This is a genomic window from Intrasporangium sp., from assembly GCF_051961875.1.
In the GTDB taxonomy this organism is placed as follows: Bacteria; Actinomycetota; Actinomycetes; order Actinomycetales; family Dermatophilaceae; genus Intrasporangium_A.
The window spans coordinates 1-16,632 of record NZ_JBQCCV010000240.1 but is presented as its reverse complement, the minus strand read 5'-3'; the positions used below and the strand labels follow the sequence as shown (position 1 = coordinate 16,632).

The window sequence follows — 16,632 nt, the reverse complement described above, 5'->3', positions numbered from 1 at the left end:
TTCGTCGGGCGCACTGTTGCTCGAGCCCTTCGTCGTGGACGAGCGGCCCAACACCGACACGGCGTTGCCGTCCGCGGACACCGGCGCACTGGCCGGAGCAACCAACTGCGAGCCCGAGCCGAAACTGCGGGTGCCGGACGTCGTGGTGTCAGAGCCGCCGGCGCTCGAGCTGGATTCGTCGGGCGCACTGTTGCTCGAGCCCTTCGTCGTGGACGAGCGGCCCAACACCGACACGGCGTTGCCGTCCGCGGACACCGGCGCACTGACCGGTGCGACGACCTGGGTGCCGGAGGCGGCTCCATTGTCGCCGTTGGTGTCGGCTACTGCGCCGACCGCGCCGAGGAGGAGGAAGCCCCCGGCGGTAAGGGTGCCGTAGAGGCCCCTACGAAGATAGGCATGCATGATCGAACTCTCCTTCTGAGTGATCTTGTGGAGTCGCGCGCCGAGGAGGCGGGCGGCTGTCGTGCGAGGCGCCACGAGCGGGCGCACGATCTGGCGACGACAGCGGTCAGTCAGTCAGGAGAGAACCCAGGGCGAAACAGGGGCGACGAGGGCATGGAAGAGCCGAAGCAAAGGACAGCGCCTCGCGTCGAAGGGCCCGGCACGGCCAGTCCGACGGCGCACCGCGCGGGGATGTCATGTCCCGATGAGTCCGGCGAGGACGCTTCTGTGCCAGTGGGGCTGGCTGCACCCCAGGGCGTCGCGGGGACCGGTTGGCCAGTAGGCGCGTCGCTACCGGTGGAGAGGGAGGCCAGCACCGGCGAGATCAATAGCGAAGGCCCAGTGAGGGCGTCAAACCGGGCCGAAACGACGCTGGCAACGACGGCGCCCGCATTGGCGCGAAACTCTTCCAGGGAGGCAGCCGACGAGCGAGCCTCAGCGGAGCGCGCGAAGGTCAATGCATCCCAGACCTCCCCATGGCTGTCGGGCCACGTCAGGACGAGGGTGCGGGGCAGATGCGACACGGTGCTCAGCACCGGGTGGGACACCTCCGTCAGCACCGGCTCCAGCAGTGAGGACAAGTCCGAGGACAGGGACGCAGAGGTCGTCCCCAGAACTTGGGACAGAGTCGTCTGGGCTGAGCCCGCCAGCTGGCGAACCGGCGGTCGGGCCGCCGACACGAGCGCCTCCGCAGCGCGGGTGGCAGCTACCACCCTGTCGACCACCCGGGCGTTTGCCGGCCCCGCGAGCCGCTTGGGGTCGGCCGCCGTACGGCTCGTCGTGGAAGCCACCGCAGAGCCAATCCGGGCCGGCGAGTCCTCGCGCATGGCCTGCGAAGCGGGCGGCGTCACGGATGCCGGAGTAGGGATCTGCACGACGGGTGCAGCGCGATCGACGTGAGCACGGCCCGGCGTCCCGCTGCGCGCTGCCGGCGCCGCCTCGGCCGCGGCGACGGACGTCACGTTCCCCACCGCGCCGGCCGCGAAGGTCACGGTCCTGCCCGGCTTCATTGGTGACGACGTGCCGGTGCCGCCCTCGTCGGCTTGGGCGGGGCCAGAAGCGAGGACGGCCCATCCGAGCGCTGCGGCGCCGGCGAGGAGTATGAGGCGCAGCCGCGGACGGAACTGACGCGACCCTCGCTCCGGCACCTCGCTCACCTCCAGCCTGTGTCTGGGAGTTTGCTGTACCCCGGCACAGGGATACGCAAACCAGCGCAAACCGGACAGGCGCAGCCCACTCTCAGGCGGTCGCCCTTTCGAGGACCTGCTTGAGCCGGGCAAGGTCCTTCCGGTTTGCACGCCTGACGGCGCTCGCCATGAAGGGCGCGACGAGTCGCGAGAACCCGGTCGGCTTGCCGCAGTTTCGCAGACGCATGCGAGTGGCAGCGTCGCCGACCGCCCTCCACTCGTACGTCGTCTCCATCGGGAAGGGTCCCTGCGCGGTGCGCATCACGAGCCGCTCGCCCGGCGCCAGCTCGATGACCTCGTAGGTGTACGCGAGCCGCCGCCCGAGGAACTGCGCTACGAAGTCCATCCGTGATCCGACCTCGACTCGCGGCTCTGTTTGCCACTCGACCGAGCGAATGTTGGCATACCACTCCGGCGCGTGGGTCGGGTCGCCGGCGTATGCCGCGACCGCGTCACGTGGCCGGTCGATCACGATCTCGGTGACGACGTCGACGGACATCTGTCCATCCTCGCAGTCGGGCGGCAGAGCTGGTGGAGAGCTGGCGGGGGGACTCGAACCCCCAACCACCTGTTTACAAGACAGGTGCGCTACCGATTGCGCCACGCCAGCGGGTTCCCGCCACGCTCGGCAGGGACGCCGAAAGCGTAACGGAGTGAGCGGCATACGAGAAAAGCGCTCGGCCCCACGAGGCGAACCTCGTGGGGCCGATCATGCTCACTGCGATCAGGGCAGGTGGATGACCTGTCCGACGAAGATGAGGTTCGGGTCCTGGATGGTGCCGCGGTTCGCGTTGAACAGCGCCTGCCAACCGCCCTTGACCTGGTACTTGTCGGCGATCTTCGAGAGGCTGTCACCGCTGACCACGGTGATCTTCTGGCCCTTGCCCGTGTTGACCTTCGGCGCGACGTAGTTGGTCACGCGGTTGGTCTTCTTGGGAGCGACGTAGGTGCGCTGCGCCTTCGGCGCGGCGTACGACTTCTGGGTCGTGACCTTCTTCGGGGCGATCGCCTGTCGCACGGTCGAACGCGAGGCCGGAGCCGAGGCTGCCGACGAGGCGCCGCCGTTGGCACTGCTCAGACCCGCACGGACCGAGCACACCGGCCAGGCACCCGGGCCCTGCGAGGCGAGGGTCCGCTGGGCGACGGCGATCTGCTGGGCCTTCGAGGCGAGGTCCGCCCGAGCGGCGTAGGCACCGCCGCCGTAGGCCTTCCACGTGCTGGTGGTGAACTGGAGGCCACCGTAGAAACCGTTGCCGGTGTTGATCTGCCAGTTACCGCCCGACTCACAGGCCGCGACGCGGTCCCAGACGGAGGAGGAGGCGGCTCGTGCCGAGCCTGCCATCGCGATGCCACCGAGGACGGTGGCGGCGCCGGCGATGCCGACGCCCGCAGCGCGCTGCTTGAGCGAGATCTTCTTCGCCGCAGCGTGCTTCGACTGGTGGTACTGCATTCTGTTCCTTCCTGACGGCGCCTACGGAGTTAGCTGTCGGGTTGGGGCGTCAGGCTGCCCCGCCGCTTACGCGGCTTCACCCCCAGGCCCTTGTGAGGCCACAGTGGGTCCCCCGTCCTCGCCCGTGCCCGGGACCCGGGCAGTGTCCCTGGCTGGCGAGGCTCGGCGCGCACAGGGACCGGTTATTGGGTTGCAATGTGTAATTGTGGGTCCCGCCCAGGTCGCTCCGAGCAGGGCAGAGCGGCACGGTCCGAAGGCCTCGAGAGGACCTCGGTGCCCTCCGAACGGATGCCGCTGCAGGACGACGGTACGTGACCATCGGCCGTGACACAAGCCGGACCGAGACTTTTTCGTGACCTTTTCTTGACCAGTCCTTTATCAAGCGCCTCGGGTGAGGACGGGTCAGCCGCCGAACGGGTTGCCCGTCCAGGGGCGCCAGCCGAGGCTCGCGCCCTGGGTGAGGGCGATGATCGCGAGCACGAATCCGCAGACGACACAGACGATTACGACGACCCGCGAGGGCAGTCCCATGGGGACCACGCTGCGCACGATCGACCGCGAGCCGCGCCGCAAGGACGTCCCTCCGGGACCCCACCAGAGCATGAGCAGGCCACCGGCGGCACCGGCGAGAAGGGTGCCCGGCGAGCCGGGGCTCAGGGCTCCCCCGCGCAGGCTCGCGTCGAGCAGCGACGACGCGAAGATGGCCGCGACCGCCACGACAGCGGGGAGCAGCAGTCCCACCAGGGTCGCGATCGCGGCCCCGACGAGGTGGAAGGGGCTCGCGACGACGGCCCAGGGCACGTCGCTGCGCCGGCGCCCCCGGTCGTAGCGGCGCCGCACGAGCCCCGTGAGCGACCGGTCGACCGACCGGCCGAGGACGGACCAGCCGGCGAGCGCGAGCAGCGCGATCCCGGGCAGCGCCGCCGCGAGGCCGAGCCAGGCGGCGGCGAGGGCAAGCAGGGTGACGGTGCGGGGCGCGCGGCCGATCCGCGGGTCACCCTCGGGCGGGGCGAGCTCGTCATCCTCGTCCCATTCGTCCTCGTGGCCGTATGCCGCTGGGCCGGCTCCCCCGGCCCCGGCCCCTCGGCGGGGTGGCTGCCCCTGCGCCTCGGGCCGCTCGGCGGGGAGCGGGGCCGGGCCGTGGATGGCCGGCAGGACGGCGGTGCCGCGCTGCTGCAGGACCCGGGTCGAGCCGGGTGGGACGTGCCGGGCCGGGTCGTCCCATACCTGCCCGGAGGGCGACGGAACCGTGGCGGCGTCGCCCGCAGCGAAGCGCTCCAGGGCGTCGAGCACCTCGTCGGCATGGGGCCGATCCCCGGGGTCAGGCGCCAGCGAGGCCCGCAGCAACGGCACGAGTCGGTCGTCGACGCCGGTCAGGTCGACCTCCCCGGCCCGGACTCGGCTGAGCACCGCTTCCATGCGCCCACGGCCGAACGGGGGGCGGCCGGACGCGGCATACGTGATCGTCGCGGCCCAGCCCCACCAGTCGGTCGCGTCCGTGATGGGTGCGCCCTCGACGAGCTCGGGCGAGAGATAGCCGGGCGTGCCCATGACGAGGCCGCCCACCGTGTGGCGGACGTCGTCCTGCAGGTGCGCGATCCCGAAGTCGATGAGGACGGGTTCACCGTCCTCGAGCAGCACGTTGCCCGGCTTGATGTCGCGGTGCACGACACCGCACGCGTGGATGGTGCGGATCGCTTCGGCGACCCCACGGGCGAGCCGGAGCAGCGCCTCCGGCTCGAGCGAGCCCTCCTGCCCGACGATCTCGTCGAGCGACGGGCCGGCGACATAACGCGTCACGATGTAGGGCCGCGGCCCCATGATGTCGGCGTCGAGCACGCCCGCGACCCGGTCGTCGCGGATCCGCGAGAGGGTCTCGACCTCCCGGCCGAGCCGGTCACGCGCGTCCGGGTCGGCGGCGACGTGGGTGCGCAGCACCTTGACGGCGACGGCCCGGCCGCGCGGGTCGAGCGCGAGGTGCACGACCCCCATGCCGCCCTCGCCGATCTCCTCGATCAGTCGGTATCGTCCGAGCCGCTGAGGGGGCTGAGCGCCGCCCGAGCCGGGCGCACCGGCCGACGAGGCACCCGACGGGAGGGTCGTCGTGACCCTCTCGGTCCGGTCGCGGGCAGCCATGCCCCCTAGATTAGGCCGGTTCGGCTACTGCGAGATGTAGTCGCGCAGCTGGTCGCGCTCGGACTGCAGCTCGTTGAGCCGACTCTTGACGATGTCGCCGATGCTGACGATGGCCGTGAGGGCGCCGTCGTCGTCGACGATCGGGACGTGCCGGACCCGCTCGTTGGTCATCGTCGCGGCCAGCGACGACACCTCGTCGTCGGCCCGCCCGGTGGTGACGTTTCTCGTCATGATGCCGGAGACGGGGCCGAGCAGGACGCCGGTGCCCTCGGAGTGGAGGCTCCAGACGACATCGCGTTCGGAGACGATGCCCTCCACCGTGGTGCCATCCGTGCTGACGACGCAGGCACCGATCCGGTTCTCGTAGAGCAGGGCCAGCAGGCCGGAGACCGTCTCGTCTGGGGCAATCGTGACGACTCCTTGCCCCTTCGACCGCAGAACATCAGAAATCTTCACGTCGACCTCCTCGAGCGAGCGTGAGTTGCCTTCGCTCGACACTAGAGCGCCCCACCGCGGCGCGCCAGAGGACGGTCGCTAAAGTGGGACGAAATCGACCAGGAGCTGATGCGTGCCGTCCTCGCCCAACCGGAAGACCTTCGACCTCGTCGTCGCGGCCAACCGGCTGCCGGTGGACCAAGTCATCACGGAGTCCGGCGAGACGGAGTGGCGCCGCAGCCCCGGCGGCCTCGTCACCGCGATGGACTCGGTGATGCGCGACCAGCCCGGCGCCTGGGTCGGATGGGCTGGTGAGGCCGGCGAGGCCCCTGCGCCGTTCGACCAGGACGGCACCCACCTCGTGCCCGTCGCGCTGACCGCCGAGGACGTGCGCCTCTACTACGAGGGCTTCTCCAACGACACCCTGTGGCCGATCTACCACGACGTCATCGTCCCGGCCTCGTTCCACCGGGAGTGGTGGGCGGCCTACCAGCGCGTCAACGAACGCTTCGCCGAGGCGGTCGCCGACGTCGCCGCCCCCGGCGCGCGCATCTGGGTGCAGGACTACCAGCTCCAGCTCGCCCCGGCCCTGATCCGCGCGCTGCGACCCGACGTGCGGATCGGGTGGTTCAACCACATCCCGTTCCCTCCTGTCGAGCTGTTCGCCCAGCTGCCGTGGCGCGGGCAGCTCCTCCGGGGTCTCCTCGGCGCCGATTTCCTCGGCTTCCAGCGCCAGGCCGACGCCCAGAACTTCGTGCGCGCGTGCCGCCAGCTCATCCACGCCGAGACCAAGGCCGGCACCGTCGCCGTCGACGACGGGTCAGGGCGGCGCGTGCGAGCGGGCGCGATCCCGATCTCCATCGACTTCAACGGACTCGAGGAGCTCGCCCGCCAGCCCTCCGTCGCGGAGCGCGCCGCGGAGATCCGCGAGCAGCTCGGCAACCCCAAGGTGCTCATGCTTGGCGTCGACCGGCTCGACTACACCAAGGGGATCCGGCACCGGCTCAAGGCCTACCAGGAGCTGCTCGCCGACGGCCACGTCGGCCCGCCGGAGGCCACGCTCGTGCAGGTCGCCACACCGAGCCGGGAACGCGTCGCCGCCTACCAGCACCTGCGCGCCGACGTCGAGCAGACGGTCGGGCGGATCAACGGCGACCTCGGCCTCATCGGCTCACCGGCCGTTCACTACCTGCACCATGCCTATCCCCGCGAGGAGATGGCGGCGCTCTTCCGGGCCGCCGACGTCATGCTCGTGACGCCCCTGCGTGACGGCATGAACCTCGTCGCCAAGGAGTACGTCACCTGCCGCTTCGACCTCGGCGGCGCGCTAGTGCTCAGCGAGTTCACCGGCGCCTGGCACGAGCTGCACCAGGCCTTCTCGTGCAACCCGCACGACATCGAGGGCCTCAAGCAGACGATCCTGCGCGCCATCAACACGCCCCCGCGGGAGAAGCAGCGGATCATGCGGGCGCTCCGCAAGCGGGTCGCCGACCACGACGTGCAGCGCTGGGCAGCAAGGTTCCTCGCCGCGCTCGACGCGGCACCGGACCGACCAGAGCAGGCCCCGTGACGGGTGCCCCAAAGGACGAGGGGGCGGACCGGCGCCGCGACCGGCCGGACGCCGCTCTCGCCACCGCGCTCGACTCGGCCGCCACGGCTGAGCCGCTCCTGGTGGCAACGGACTTCGACGGCGTCATCGCCCCCTTCAATCCCGACCCACTGGCGGTTCAGCCGACCGCCGGAGTCATGCAGACCCTGGGCCGGCTCGCGCGGCTTCCTCACCTCCACATCGCCCTCGTGTCCGGCCGCGACCTGACGACGCTGCGGCTCCTCACCGGCCTCACCCCGGACGACCCGATCACCCTCATCGGCAGCCACGGGGCCGAGTCGACCAACCCGGCCGTCCGGGCGGCGATGGAGTCGGCCTCCGTCACCGCCGACGACCTGGCGCGGCTCGACTCGCTCGAGGTGGAGCTGCGTGAGCTCGTCACCACCCGACACCCGGAGGCACGGGTCGAGCGCAAGACCGCCGGTGTCGCGCTGCACACGCGCGGCCTCGCCGAGGCCGTGGCCCGGCCCGCGCTCGAGGAGGCCCGGTCGCTCGGGCAGTCACAGCAAGGCGTCCGCGTCCTTGAGGGAAAGTCCGTCCTCGAGCTGTCCGTCTCTGCCGCCGACAAGGGCAGCGCCCTCGTCGCGCTCTCCCGCACGATCGGGCCCACCGCGCGGGTCTACCTCGGCGACGACGTGACCGACGAGGACGTCTTCGCCCGCTTCGAGGCGCCGGGCGACGTCACCGTCAAGGTCGGCCCCGGCAGCACCGCGGCACGCTACCGCGTCACCGACACCGACGCCGTCGCGAGCCTCCTCGGCGACCTGCTCACTCGGCGCACCGCCAGCGAGCGCCGCGGCTGAGACCGGCCCTCGCCCTGCGAGCACGGGGTTCGGGCCGAGCTCAGCGGCATACCTGCTGCGTTCGACCCTGAGGAGCCGGGGGTCAGCGGCGTCGCATCGCGCCGGTCGACCCGCGCACGACGAGCTCGGGGCGGAAGACGTACTCGGCCCGCGGCGACGGCTGCCCCGTGATCTCGTCGAGCAGCGCGCGCACGGTCGCCTCGCTCATCGCCATGACGCTCTGTCGGATCGTCGTGAGCGGCGGGTCGGTGAAGGCGATGAGCGGCGAGTCGTCATACCCCACGACGGAAAAGTCGCGCGGCACGTGCAGTCCTCGCTTGCGGGCCTCGCGGATCGCGCCGAGCGCCATCATGTCGGAGCCGCAGACGACCGCGGTACAGCCCTTGTCGATGAGCCGGCCCGCGGCCGTCGCGCCGCCCTCGACGCTGAAGAGCGACCGTTCGATGAGGTGGTCGACGTCCGAGCGGCCGAGCAGCTCCTGGTACGAGTTGCGGAAGCCGGCGATCTTGCGGATGACCGGCACGTACCGGTCCGGCCCGATCGCCAGCCCGACCTCGCGATGGCCGAGCGCGACGAGATGCTCGAGCGACAGGCCCATCGAGGCGACGTCGTCGTTGGAGATGAACGGCGCGTCGACCCCGTCGATGTAGCCGTTGACGAGGACCAGCGGCAGCCCGCGCTCGCGCAGCGTGGCGTAGCGCTGCGGGTCGGTCGTCGTGTCGGCGTGCATCCCCGAGATGAAGATGATTCCCGACACGCCCCGCTCGAGGAGCATCTGGACGTAGTCGTCCTCGTGGACCCCGCCGGCCACCTGGGTACACAGCACCGGCGTGTAGCCGCTCTGGGCCAGGGAGTTCTCGATGACCTGGGCGAAGGCCGGAAAGATCGGGTTGGTCAGCTCCGGGACGATGAGGCCGACGAGGCCGGCGCTCTTGCGGCGCAACCGGCTCGGCCGGTCGTAGCCGAGCACGTCCAGGGCCGTGAGGACGGCCTGTCTCGTCGACTCCGCGACGCCGGGCTTGCCGTTGAGGACCCGGGAGACCGTCGCCTCCGAGACCCCCGCCTGGTCGGCGATGTCGCGCAGTCGCGCCTTCACTCCGTCTCCTCCTCCTCGGGCGCGGACCGCGTCCGCCGGTGTCGCACCGGGAGCCTGACCGACGCCACGGGTCGCCACGAGTGGGGGCACCGTAGCAAGAACTTGCGGCGAACTGGAACGGCCTTGCAGCAACTTCTTGCAACGATCAGGACACGGAGGGAGGGGGCCGCACTTTGCGGGCTGTGCGGCATACGTCATGATGACTGTGCCAGCCCACCCGGGTCGGCACCTTTACAACGGATCGTCCGGCACGTTCCTGCCGGTGAAGGAAAGGCAAAGACGCCCATGGCAACTGTGACGTTCGACCATGCGACCCGGATCTATCCGGGCAACAGCAAGCCCTCGGTCGACAACCTCAACATCGACATCGCGGACGGCGAGTTCCTTGTCCTCGTCGGGCCGTCCGGCTGCGGCAAGTCCACCTCGCTGCGGATGCTCGCCGGCCTCGAGGAGGTCAACGAAGGCCGCATCCTCATCGGCGACCGCGACGTGACCAACCTGTCCCCCAAGGACCGGGACGTCGCGATGGTCTTCCAGAACTACGCGCTCTACCCGCACATGTCGGTCGCCGACAACATGGGCTTCGCCCTCAAGATCGCCGGCGTCGACAAGTCCGAGATCCGCAAGCGGGTCGAAGAGGCCGCCAAGATCCTCGACCTCACCGAGTACCTCGAGCGCAAGCCGAAGGCGCTCTCGGGTGGACAGCGCCAGCGCGTCGCCATGGGCCGCGCCATCGTCCGCTCGCCGCAGGTCTTCCTCATGGACGAGCCGCTGTCGAACCTCGACGCGAAGCTGCGTGTCCAGACCCGCACCCAGATCGCCTCGCTGCAGCGCCGCCTCGGCGTCACGACCGTCTACGTCACCCACGACCAGGTCGAGGCCATGACGATGGGCGACCGCGTGGCGGTCCTCAAGGACGGCGTCCTGCAGCAGTGCGACACCCCGCGCCGCATGTACGACCACCCGGTCAACGTCTTCGTGGCCGGCTTCATCGGCTCGCCCGCGATGAACCTGCTCGACGCCCCGGTCGTCGACGGTGGCGCCGACGTCGGCGGGCACACCGTCGCGGTGGGCCGGGAGGAGCTGTCCAGGGCGACGGGGCACGTGACGCTGGGCGTCCGGCCGGAGGACCTGCACATGTCCGAGGACGGCGACGGCATCCCGGTCACGGTGGACGTCGTCGAGGAGCTCGGCGCCGACGCGTACATCTACGGCTCGACCAAGGCCAAGCAGGTCGGCGCGACGGGTGAGGAGACGGGCGACGCCCCGTTCATCGCCCGCGTCGACGGCCGCCGCCCCCCGGAGAAGGGCGAGGTCGTCTACCTCAAGCCGAAGCAGGGCCATGTCCACGTCTTCAACGCGGAGTCTGGCGAGCGCATCAGCGACTGACCCGCCCCCTCCTCTCCGATCGAGCGGAGACGATCGAGAGGACAGTTCCCACGTATGCCGCTGGGCCGGCGCCCGCTCGCACGACGAGCAGGTGCCGGCCCCGCGGCGTCACCGTCAGCTCGACGGAGGTGAGGAGGCCAGCGTCTTGGTCATGAACAGCTCGTCTCGACCGTCGCGCACGTGCTCCCGTTCCCCCGTGAACTGGTAACCGAGGCGAAGGTACGCGCTCCGACCGCGGGCGTTGTCTTCCATCACCGCGAGCGCGATCGTCGTCGCTCCCGCGTCCTGTGCCACGGATTCGCAGGCGTGGATGAGTGCGTCGACGGCTCCCGTTCCCCGTGCGGCTGGGGCCAGCCACATGCCCATGACAAGCCAACTGCCCTCGAACTCGTAGACGCCGGCCATGCCGACATCCCCGGCGCCTCTGGATGCGAGGAAGGTGGCGGGCCGGGCGGCCCGCTTGCGCCACTCGGTCTCGTCGAACGCACGCTCCCTCGCCACGGACGATCCGAACATCTCCGGTGAATCGGCCAGCGCCGCAAGCCGCACATCACGTAAGCGCTGCCAGTCCCCCGGGTCTACACGGGCGACGAGGATCAGGTCAGACTGGTCCTGGGTGGAAGCGGCAGGAGGATTCATGTCCTGCAGTGTGCCGGAGAACCTCTCGGGCGCAACCCATCCGACACGGATCGGGGAGGGTCAGTCGTGCCGGGCGATGACAGGCATCTCGACCGTGTCGACGCCGACGACGGCCTCCTCCTCCGGCTTCGCCGGGAGCACCGTGCGGATGTAGTCCTGGATGGCGTCCTCGATGGGCACGTCGTGCCCGGCCCGCTCGCTCATGTACCACCGGTGCTCAAGGACCTCGTGGAAGACCTCGGCGGGCTCGAGCCGGCTGGTGAGGTTGCGCGGGACGGCGCGGGTCACCGGTTCGTAGATCCTCGTGAGCCAGTCATGTGCGACGAGCTCCTCGTCGTCCCCTTGCCGGTCCGTGGCGGCGGTGTAGGAGTCGAGGTCGTTGAGCAGGCGACGGGCCTGGTTCTCCCCCACATCGAGCCCGGTCAGGCGCAGCAGCCGCCGGGAGTGGTGACCGGCGTCGACGACCTTCGGCTGGATCTGGATGTGGGTGCCGTCGAGGTCGGTCATCATGCTGAGCTCGTCGACGTCGAAGCCGAGGTCGTTGAGGCGGCGGATCCGCTCGTCGACGCGCCACCGGTCGCCGACGTCGAAGCGCTCCGTCGCCGTCAGCTCCTCCCAGAGGGAGTGGTACCGCTCCACGATCGAGGCGGCGATCTCGAAGGGATCGCCCTTGTCGAGAAGCCCACCCGCCTGCAGGTCCATCAGCTCGCCGGTGATGTTGACCTGGGCGAGGTCGAGGTCGTGGGCTCGCTGCCCATCCGAGAGGGACGGATGCAGCTCGCCGGTCTCTGCGTCGACGAGGTATGCCGCGAAGGCGCCGGCGTCGCGGCGGAAGAGGGTGTTCGACAGCGAGACATCGCCCCACCAGAACCCCTCGAGGTGGAGCCGGACGAGGAGCAGGGCGAGGGCGTCCATCAGCCGGACGGCCGTGTCGGGCCGCAGGCTGTGGCTGAAGAGCGCCCGGTACGGCAGCGAGAACTCGAGGTGGAGGGTGAGCAGGCACGCGTCCAGTGGGGTGCCGTCGGCTGCCGTCCGGCCGTGGACCACGCCGAGCGGCTGCACCGCCGGCACGTCGAGGCGGCGGAGGTTGCGCAGCATCGCGTACTCCCGGTCCGCGATCTCGGCCTTGATCTCCTTGATCGCGATCACCCGCCGGCCCAGCCGGACGAACCGCACGACGTGCCTCGAGATGCCGCGGGGCAAGGCCGCGAGGACATCCTCGGGCCACTCCTCGAGTGGTCGCCGCCACGGCAGGTCGAACAGCTCCGGCGTGGGACGCGCGGTCGTGATCTGCAGAGTCACGGGTCCATCGTGGCACGGGGTGACGGGTGGGACGAGGCGCTCACTCGACCGGACGCCCGGGCCGAGGTCAGCGGCGACCAGCCCGACCGGCCGGCGCGGCCGCCGTGGTCGGCGGACCGGACAGGATCTGACCGAACATCACGGTGATCCAGAGCAGGAACGTCGTCACGTGGACCACGGTGCACCAGAGGCAGATCGCGTGAATCTTCGCGACCTCGGCCCAGACGAGGTAGGCCACCATCACGATGCCGACGGTCAGCCAACCGAGGCGGGCCCAGTCGAGCCACGCCTCGCCCCGGCGCCACACCGAGGGCCAGCAGAGGCCGGCCAGCACGACGAAGAACGCGAGCCCGAGCACCGCGACGGGGATGCCGAACAGCTTGGACCACTGGCTCGAGGTGACCTTGACGCAGTCGATGACCCCGTTGGCCGTGCACGCGAGGGTGGCGTTGTCGGTGAAGTGCTCGTAGGTCAGGTAGATCGAGGTCAGCAGGCCGATGACGACGAGGACCAGTGAGGTCGGGATGAGCCAGCGCGGACGCTCACGCGGGGCGAGGGTCCCGGCCTGGCCGGTCCCGGCGCCCCGCGACGAGCGGGTCATGTCGCGTGTCATGGCTTGAGCATCGGGCTGGTCTGGACGACCGCGGAACTGCTGCAGACGTCGGAGGGCTGGTTGCCGGTCAGGGTGCAGATCTGGGCCGTGACCGCGTTGGCGTTCGCCATGATCGGCTGGCCGAGGTCACCCTTGCCGGTCAGCATCTGCTCGACGATCGTGGTCCACGCATTGTTGTCGGACAGGCTGACGAAGTTCTGGACCGGCACCCCGGAGCCGACCGTCTGGTGCGTACCGTAGAAGGTCCACGGGATCGAACCCTGGCTCTGGGCATCGACATACGGCGGTGCGTCGTACTTCTTGAACAGCGGCTCGATGTCCGCGGGGATCTGCTCCAGCGGCTTCCCGTTGCGGTCCTGGGTCTCGACCGCACGGAACGAGATGTAGTCGCTCGTGTACTTCGCGTCCTTGAAGGACACCGTCGGGATGTTGCCGTCGTTGTCGGCCGAGCGCGTCGTCGTCAGGCCGGAGAAACTGCCGAACCGCTCGAGCGCCGCGACCAGCGACCACCGCTCGGTGGCGCAGTAGGGGCAGTACTCGGCACCGACGTAGAGGACCTCCGGCTTGCCGCCGTTCTTGAGGACCTGTCCGCCCTCGAGCTTCTGCGGGATCGAGTTGGAGGCGGCGCTGGGCTTCCCGGCGGCGTCGAACGCCGAGGCGGGGATGGAGCCGAGCTTGGTGACTGCGGCGTCCGCGGCGGAGTTGGCGGAGGCCGGCGCCTTGTCCGGCTGGCTCGCGATGGCGAGGCCGATGACGGCGGCGATGATGACGACCACCACCGCGACAGCCGCCGTGATGAGCTGCTTCTGCTGGCGTTCCTTGCGGGCGGCCGCGGCGCGCATCTCGGCCGCCCTACGCGTGGCCTCGGCCCGAGCTGTGTTCTTGCCCACGGATGTCCTTCTTCTCGGCGACATGTGCGGCGCCCTGCGCCGGCCTCAGGGTACCCGTCCGTCCTGTGTCGGCCGGGCATCTCCCACTTGTTGACGATTTGAGGACTGCGGTGGTTCCCGGCTCCGGTCTCTTCCCTCGAAGGGACCGCAGCCGGAAGCCGGGGATCAGCGGGCCCGGCGCTGCCGAGCGATCTCGTAGAGCGTGACCCCCGTCGCCATCCCCGCGTTGAGCGACTCGACCGAGGAGCTCATGGGAATCGAGACGATCTGGTCGCACGTCTCGCGGACCAACCGGGAGAGGCCCTTGCCCTCGGACCCCGTCACGACGACGAGGGGTGAGTCGCTGAGCGCCAGCTCGGGCAGCTCGACGTCGCCCTCCATGTCGAGCCCGATGACGAAGAAGCCGGCCTTCTTGAAGTCCTCGAGGGTGCGGGTGAGGTTGGCCGCCTTGGCCACCGGGATACGCGCGGCCGCCCCTGCCGACGTCTTCCACGCCGACGCGGTCATGCCGACCGAGCGCCGCTCCGGCACGACGACCCCGTGGCCGCCGAATGCGGCGACCGACCGGATGATCGCCCCGAGGTTGCGCGGGTCGGTGATGCCGTCGAGGGCGACGACGAGCGGCACCCCCGGCGCCTCCGGGTCGATGAGGTCGTGCGGGTCGGCATAGTCGTAGGGCGGCACCTGCAGGGCGATCCCCTGGTGCACCGCGCCATCGGTGAGCCGGTCGAGCTCTGAGCGGGGTGTCTCGAGGATCGGCAGACCCCGCCCGGCCGCGAGCTTCAGCGACTCCCTGACCCGGTCGTCGGAGTCGATCCGCGTCGCGACGTACATGGACGAGACGGGGACGTCGGCGCGCAGTGCCTCGACGACGGAGTTGCGCCCCGCCACCATCTCGGTCGCGGTCTTGCTGCGCCGGGCGGGCCGCGCACCGCCGGTGCCCCGAGGAGCGCCAGGGCGACCGCCCGGCGAGGCGGCCCGCTTCGCCGCCGCCTTGGCGCGCTTGTGCGCCGCGTGGTACTCGCGGTCGACGGCCTTGGGCGTCGGCCCCTTGCCCTTGAGGGCACGCTTGTTCTGCCCGCCCGACCCGACGGTCGCGCCCTTGCCGCCCTTGCGGATAGCGCCCCGCCGTTGTGAGTTCCCTGCCATGTCAGCCCTCTCCCGCTCCGGCCGCCCCGGCCGCCGGGACCGCGTCCACCGACGCGACCGACCGGCTCAGGGACCACCGGGCCCCGGACGGCGTGTCCTCGATCGCGATCCCGACGGCGGACAGCTCGTCCCGGATCGCATCGGCCCGTGCGAAGTCCCGCTCCTGCCGCGCCGACTGACGCGCCTCGAGCGCTTGGCCCACAAGGGCCTCCAGCGCTTCTTCGGCCACGTGGCTCGTCGTGCGGTCGGCGGACCGGCTCCAGTGCTCGGCCAACGGGTTGACCCCGAGCACCTCCGCCATCGCGACCACGGCCGACGCTGCCGCCAGAGCCCCGTCGTCGTCCGCCTCGTCCAGCGCCGTGTTGCCCGCCCGGACCGTCTCGTGGATGACCGCGAGCGCCCCGGGGACGCCGAGGTCGTCGTCGAGCGCGGCGCGGAACTCCTCGGGCAGGTCGTGAGCGGCATACGAGCCGCCGGCCGGCACCTCACGGCGGTGCGAGACGCGCTCGAGGAAGCCCTCGATCCGCTCGACGGCGGCGGCGGCCTCCTCGAGCGAGCCCGGGTGGTACTCGATCGTGGAGCGGTAGTGCGCCGCGGTGAGGTAGTAGCGCAGCACGAGCGGTCGCGTGGTCTTGAGCAGCTCGCGCACCTCGAGGGAGTTGCCGAGCGACTTGCCCATCTTCTGGCCCTTGACCGTCACCCACGCGTTGTGCAGCCAGTACCGCGCGAAGCCCAGCCCAGCCGCGCGCGACTGGGCCTGCTCGTTCTCGTGGTGCGGGAAGCGCAGGTCGATGCCGCCGCCGTGGATGTCGAACTCGTCGCCGAGGTAGCGCCGGGCCATCGCCGAGCACTCGAGGTGCCAGCCCGGCCGGCCCGCGCCGAAGGGCGTCGGCCACGAGGCGCTCTCGGGCTCCTCGGCCTTGCGGCCCTTCCACAGCGCGAAGTCGCGCGGGTCGCGCTTCCCGCGCGGGTCGGCGTCGTCGGCGCTCGCCATGTCGTCGAGCGACTGGTGCGAGAGCGACCCGTAGTCGGGCCACGACCGCACGTCGAAGTACACGTCGCCGGAGCCGTCAGGCGCCGCGTAGGCGTGCCCCTTCTCGACGAGGGTCTCCATCAGGGTGACCATGTCGGTGATGTGCCCCGTCGCGCGCGGCTCGTAGGTGGCGGGTAGCACCCCGAGCGCCTCGAGCGCCTGCGTCGTGAGCCGCTCGTTGCGGTAGGTCAGGGCCCACCACTCCTCGCCGGCCTCGGCCGCCTTGCGCAGGACCTTGTCGTCGATGTCGGTGACGTTGCGCACGAGGGTCACCTGGTAGCCGTGCCCGATCTCGAGCCAGCGCCGCAGCACGTCGAACGCGACGGCGAACCGGATGTGCCCGATGTGCGGCGCGCCCTGGGTCGTGAGCCCACAGATGTACATGCCGACCTTGCCCTCTTCGCGCGGCGTGAACACGCGCAGCTCGCGGTCGGCGGTGTCGAACAGTTGGAGACTCACC

At 70.7% G+C, this 16,632-nt stretch carries 14 protein-coding genes, 1 tRNA gene, 1 pseudogene and 1 riboswitch; of the genes and pseudogenes, 3 read left to right on the top strand and 13 right to left on the bottom strand.

The features are described from left to right. From ACTHJJ_RS14360 to ACTHJJ_RS14335, 6 genes and pseudogenes are all read right to left on the bottom strand, one after another. Nucleotides 1–402: pseudogene (locus ACTHJJ_RS14360) on the bottom strand (hypothetical protein); the annotation flags it as partial. 1,278 nt (nt 403–1,680) lie between these two features. After that, nucleotides 1,681–2,127 (bottom strand): SRPBCC family protein, encoded by a 447-nt coding sequence (locus tag ACTHJJ_RS14355; protein WP_440303620.1) that lies wholly within the window; start codon nt 2,125–2,127, stop codon nt 1,681–1,683. A 38-nt stretch (nt 2,128–2,165) separates the two neighbouring features. Then, nucleotides 2,166–2,238 (bottom strand) — tRNA-Thr (locus ACTHJJ_RS14350). A gap of 114 nt (nt 2,239–2,352) precedes the next feature. Further along, nucleotides 2,353–3,078, bottom strand: a complete 726-nt coding sequence (locus ACTHJJ_RS14345) for a transglycosylase family protein (protein ID WP_440303619.1) — start codon at nt 3,076–3,078, stop codon at nt 2,353–2,355. 2 nt (nt 3,079–3,080) lie between these two features. After that, a riboswitch (cyclic di-AMP (ydaO/yuaA leader) is annotated at nt 3,081–3,230 on the bottom strand. A 250-nt stretch (nt 3,231–3,480) separates the two neighbouring features. Beyond that, the gene (locus ACTHJJ_RS14340; RefSeq protein ID WP_440303618.1) at nt 3,481–5,214 is read right to left on the bottom strand and encodes a serine/threonine-protein kinase; all 1,734 of its coding nucleotides are present in this window, start codon (nt 5,212–5,214) and stop codon (nt 3,481–3,483) included. 24 nt (nt 5,215–5,238) lie between these two features. Further along, on the bottom strand, nt 5,239–5,670 hold the full coding sequence (locus ACTHJJ_RS14335) for a CBS domain-containing protein (protein ID WP_440303617.1): 432 nt from the start codon (nt 5,668–5,670) through the stop codon (nt 5,239–5,241). 112 nt (nt 5,671–5,782) lie between these two features. On the opposite strand from ACTHJJ_RS14335, the gene ACTHJJ_RS14330 reads away from it, so the two are divergent. Both ACTHJJ_RS14330 and otsB read left to right on the top strand, forming a co-directional pair. After that, complete coding sequence (locus ACTHJJ_RS14330; protein WP_440303616.1) at nt 5,783–7,219, top strand: alpha,alpha-trehalose-phosphate synthase (UDP-forming); 1,437 nt, start codon at nt 5,783–5,785, stop codon at nt 7,217–7,219. Beyond that, entirely contained in the window at nt 7,216–8,061 is an 846-nt protein-coding gene (gene otsB / locus ACTHJJ_RS14325; protein WP_440303615.1) for a trehalose-phosphatase, read from the top strand. The genes ACTHJJ_RS14330 and otsB overlap by 4 nt, the downstream gene beginning before the upstream one ends. Nucleotides 8,062–8,143: 82 nt before the next feature. On the opposite strand, the gene ACTHJJ_RS14320 is transcribed toward otsB, so the two are convergent. Next, on the bottom strand, nt 8,144–9,157 hold the full coding sequence (locus ACTHJJ_RS14320; protein ID WP_440303614.1) for a LacI family DNA-binding transcriptional regulator: 1,014 nt from the start codon (nt 9,155–9,157) through the stop codon (nt 8,144–8,146). 285 nt (nt 9,158–9,442) lie between these two features. Between ACTHJJ_RS14320 and ACTHJJ_RS14315 the strand changes: the two genes are divergently transcribed. Continuing rightward, nucleotides 9,443–10,546, top strand: coding sequence for an ABC transporter ATP-binding protein (locus ACTHJJ_RS14315; RefSeq protein WP_440303613.1), 1,104 nt, complete (start codon nt 9,443–9,445; stop codon nt 10,544–10,546). 114 nt (nt 10,547–10,660) lie between these two features. Here ACTHJJ_RS14315 and ACTHJJ_RS14310 read toward each other — a convergent pair whose 3' ends face one another. The 6 genes from ACTHJJ_RS14310 to cysS all read right to left on the bottom strand — a co-directional run bounded on the left by ACTHJJ_RS14310 (nt 10,661) and on the right by cysS (nt 16,631). Further along, nucleotides 10,661–11,185, bottom strand: a complete 525-nt coding sequence (locus tag ACTHJJ_RS14310) for a GNAT family N-acetyltransferase (RefSeq protein WP_440303612.1) — start codon at nt 11,183–11,185, stop codon at nt 10,661–10,663. 60 nt (nt 11,186–11,245) lie between these two features. Beyond that, complete coding sequence (locus ACTHJJ_RS14305) at nt 11,246–12,487, bottom strand: DUF4032 domain-containing protein (RefSeq protein ID WP_440303611.1); 1,242 nt, start codon at nt 12,485–12,487, stop codon at nt 11,246–11,248. Between the two features lie 67 nt (nt 12,488–12,554). After that, entirely contained in the window at nt 12,555–13,100 is a 546-nt protein-coding gene (locus ACTHJJ_RS14300; RefSeq protein ID WP_440303610.1) for a vitamin K epoxide reductase family protein, read from the bottom strand. Continuing rightward, on the bottom strand, nt 13,097–13,990 hold the full coding sequence (locus ACTHJJ_RS14295) for a DUF929 family protein (protein WP_440303609.1): 894 nt from the start codon (nt 13,988–13,990) through the stop codon (nt 13,097–13,099). Before ACTHJJ_RS14295 ends, ACTHJJ_RS14300 begins: the two co-directional genes overlap by 4 nt. Before the next feature lie 165 nt (nt 13,991–14,155). Next, nucleotides 14,156–15,139: a 23S rRNA (guanosine(2251)-2'-O)-methyltransferase RlmB gene (gene rlmB, locus ACTHJJ_RS14290; RefSeq protein WP_440303608.1), complete on the bottom strand. Its 984-nt coding sequence runs from the start codon at nt 15,137–15,139 to the stop codon at nt 14,156–14,158. 1 nt (nt 15,140) lies between these two features. Then, on the bottom strand, nt 15,141–16,631 hold the full coding sequence (cysS, locus tag ACTHJJ_RS14285; protein ID WP_440303607.1) for a cysteine--tRNA ligase: 1,491 nt from the start codon (nt 16,629–16,631) through the stop codon (nt 15,141–15,143). Nucleotide 16,632 lies beyond the last annotated feature (1 nt).

What these genes read in the sequence shown, in the direction of transcription:
- ACTHJJ_RS14310 (WP_440303612.1), bottom strand. Translation starts at nt 11,185, where the DNA reads ATGAATCCTCCTGCCGCTTCCACCCAGGACCAGTCTGACCTGATCCTC.
- ACTHJJ_RS14355 (WP_440303620.1), bottom strand. Translation starts at nt 2,127, where the DNA reads ATGTCCGTCGACGTCGTCACCGAGATCGTGATCGACCGGCCACGTGAC.
- ACTHJJ_RS14340 (WP_440303618.1), bottom strand. Translation starts at nt 5,214, where the DNA reads ATGGCTGCCCGCGACCGGACCGAGAGGGTCACGACGACCCTCCCGTCG.
- rlmB (WP_440303608.1), bottom strand. Translation starts at nt 15,139, where the DNA reads ATGGCAGGGAACTCACAACGGCGGGGCGCTATCCGCAAGGGCGGCAAG.
- ACTHJJ_RS14300 (WP_440303610.1), bottom strand. Translation starts at nt 13,100, where the DNA reads ATGACACGCGACATGACCCGCTCGTCGCGGGGCGCCGGGACCGGCCAG.
- ACTHJJ_RS14315 (WP_440303613.1), top strand. Translation starts at nt 9,443, where the DNA reads ATGGCAACTGTGACGTTCGACCATGCGACCCGGATCTATCCGGGCAAC.
- ACTHJJ_RS14345 (WP_440303619.1), bottom strand. Translation starts at nt 3,078, where the DNA reads ATGCAGTACCACCAGTCGAAGCACGCTGCGGCGAAGAAGATCTCGCTC.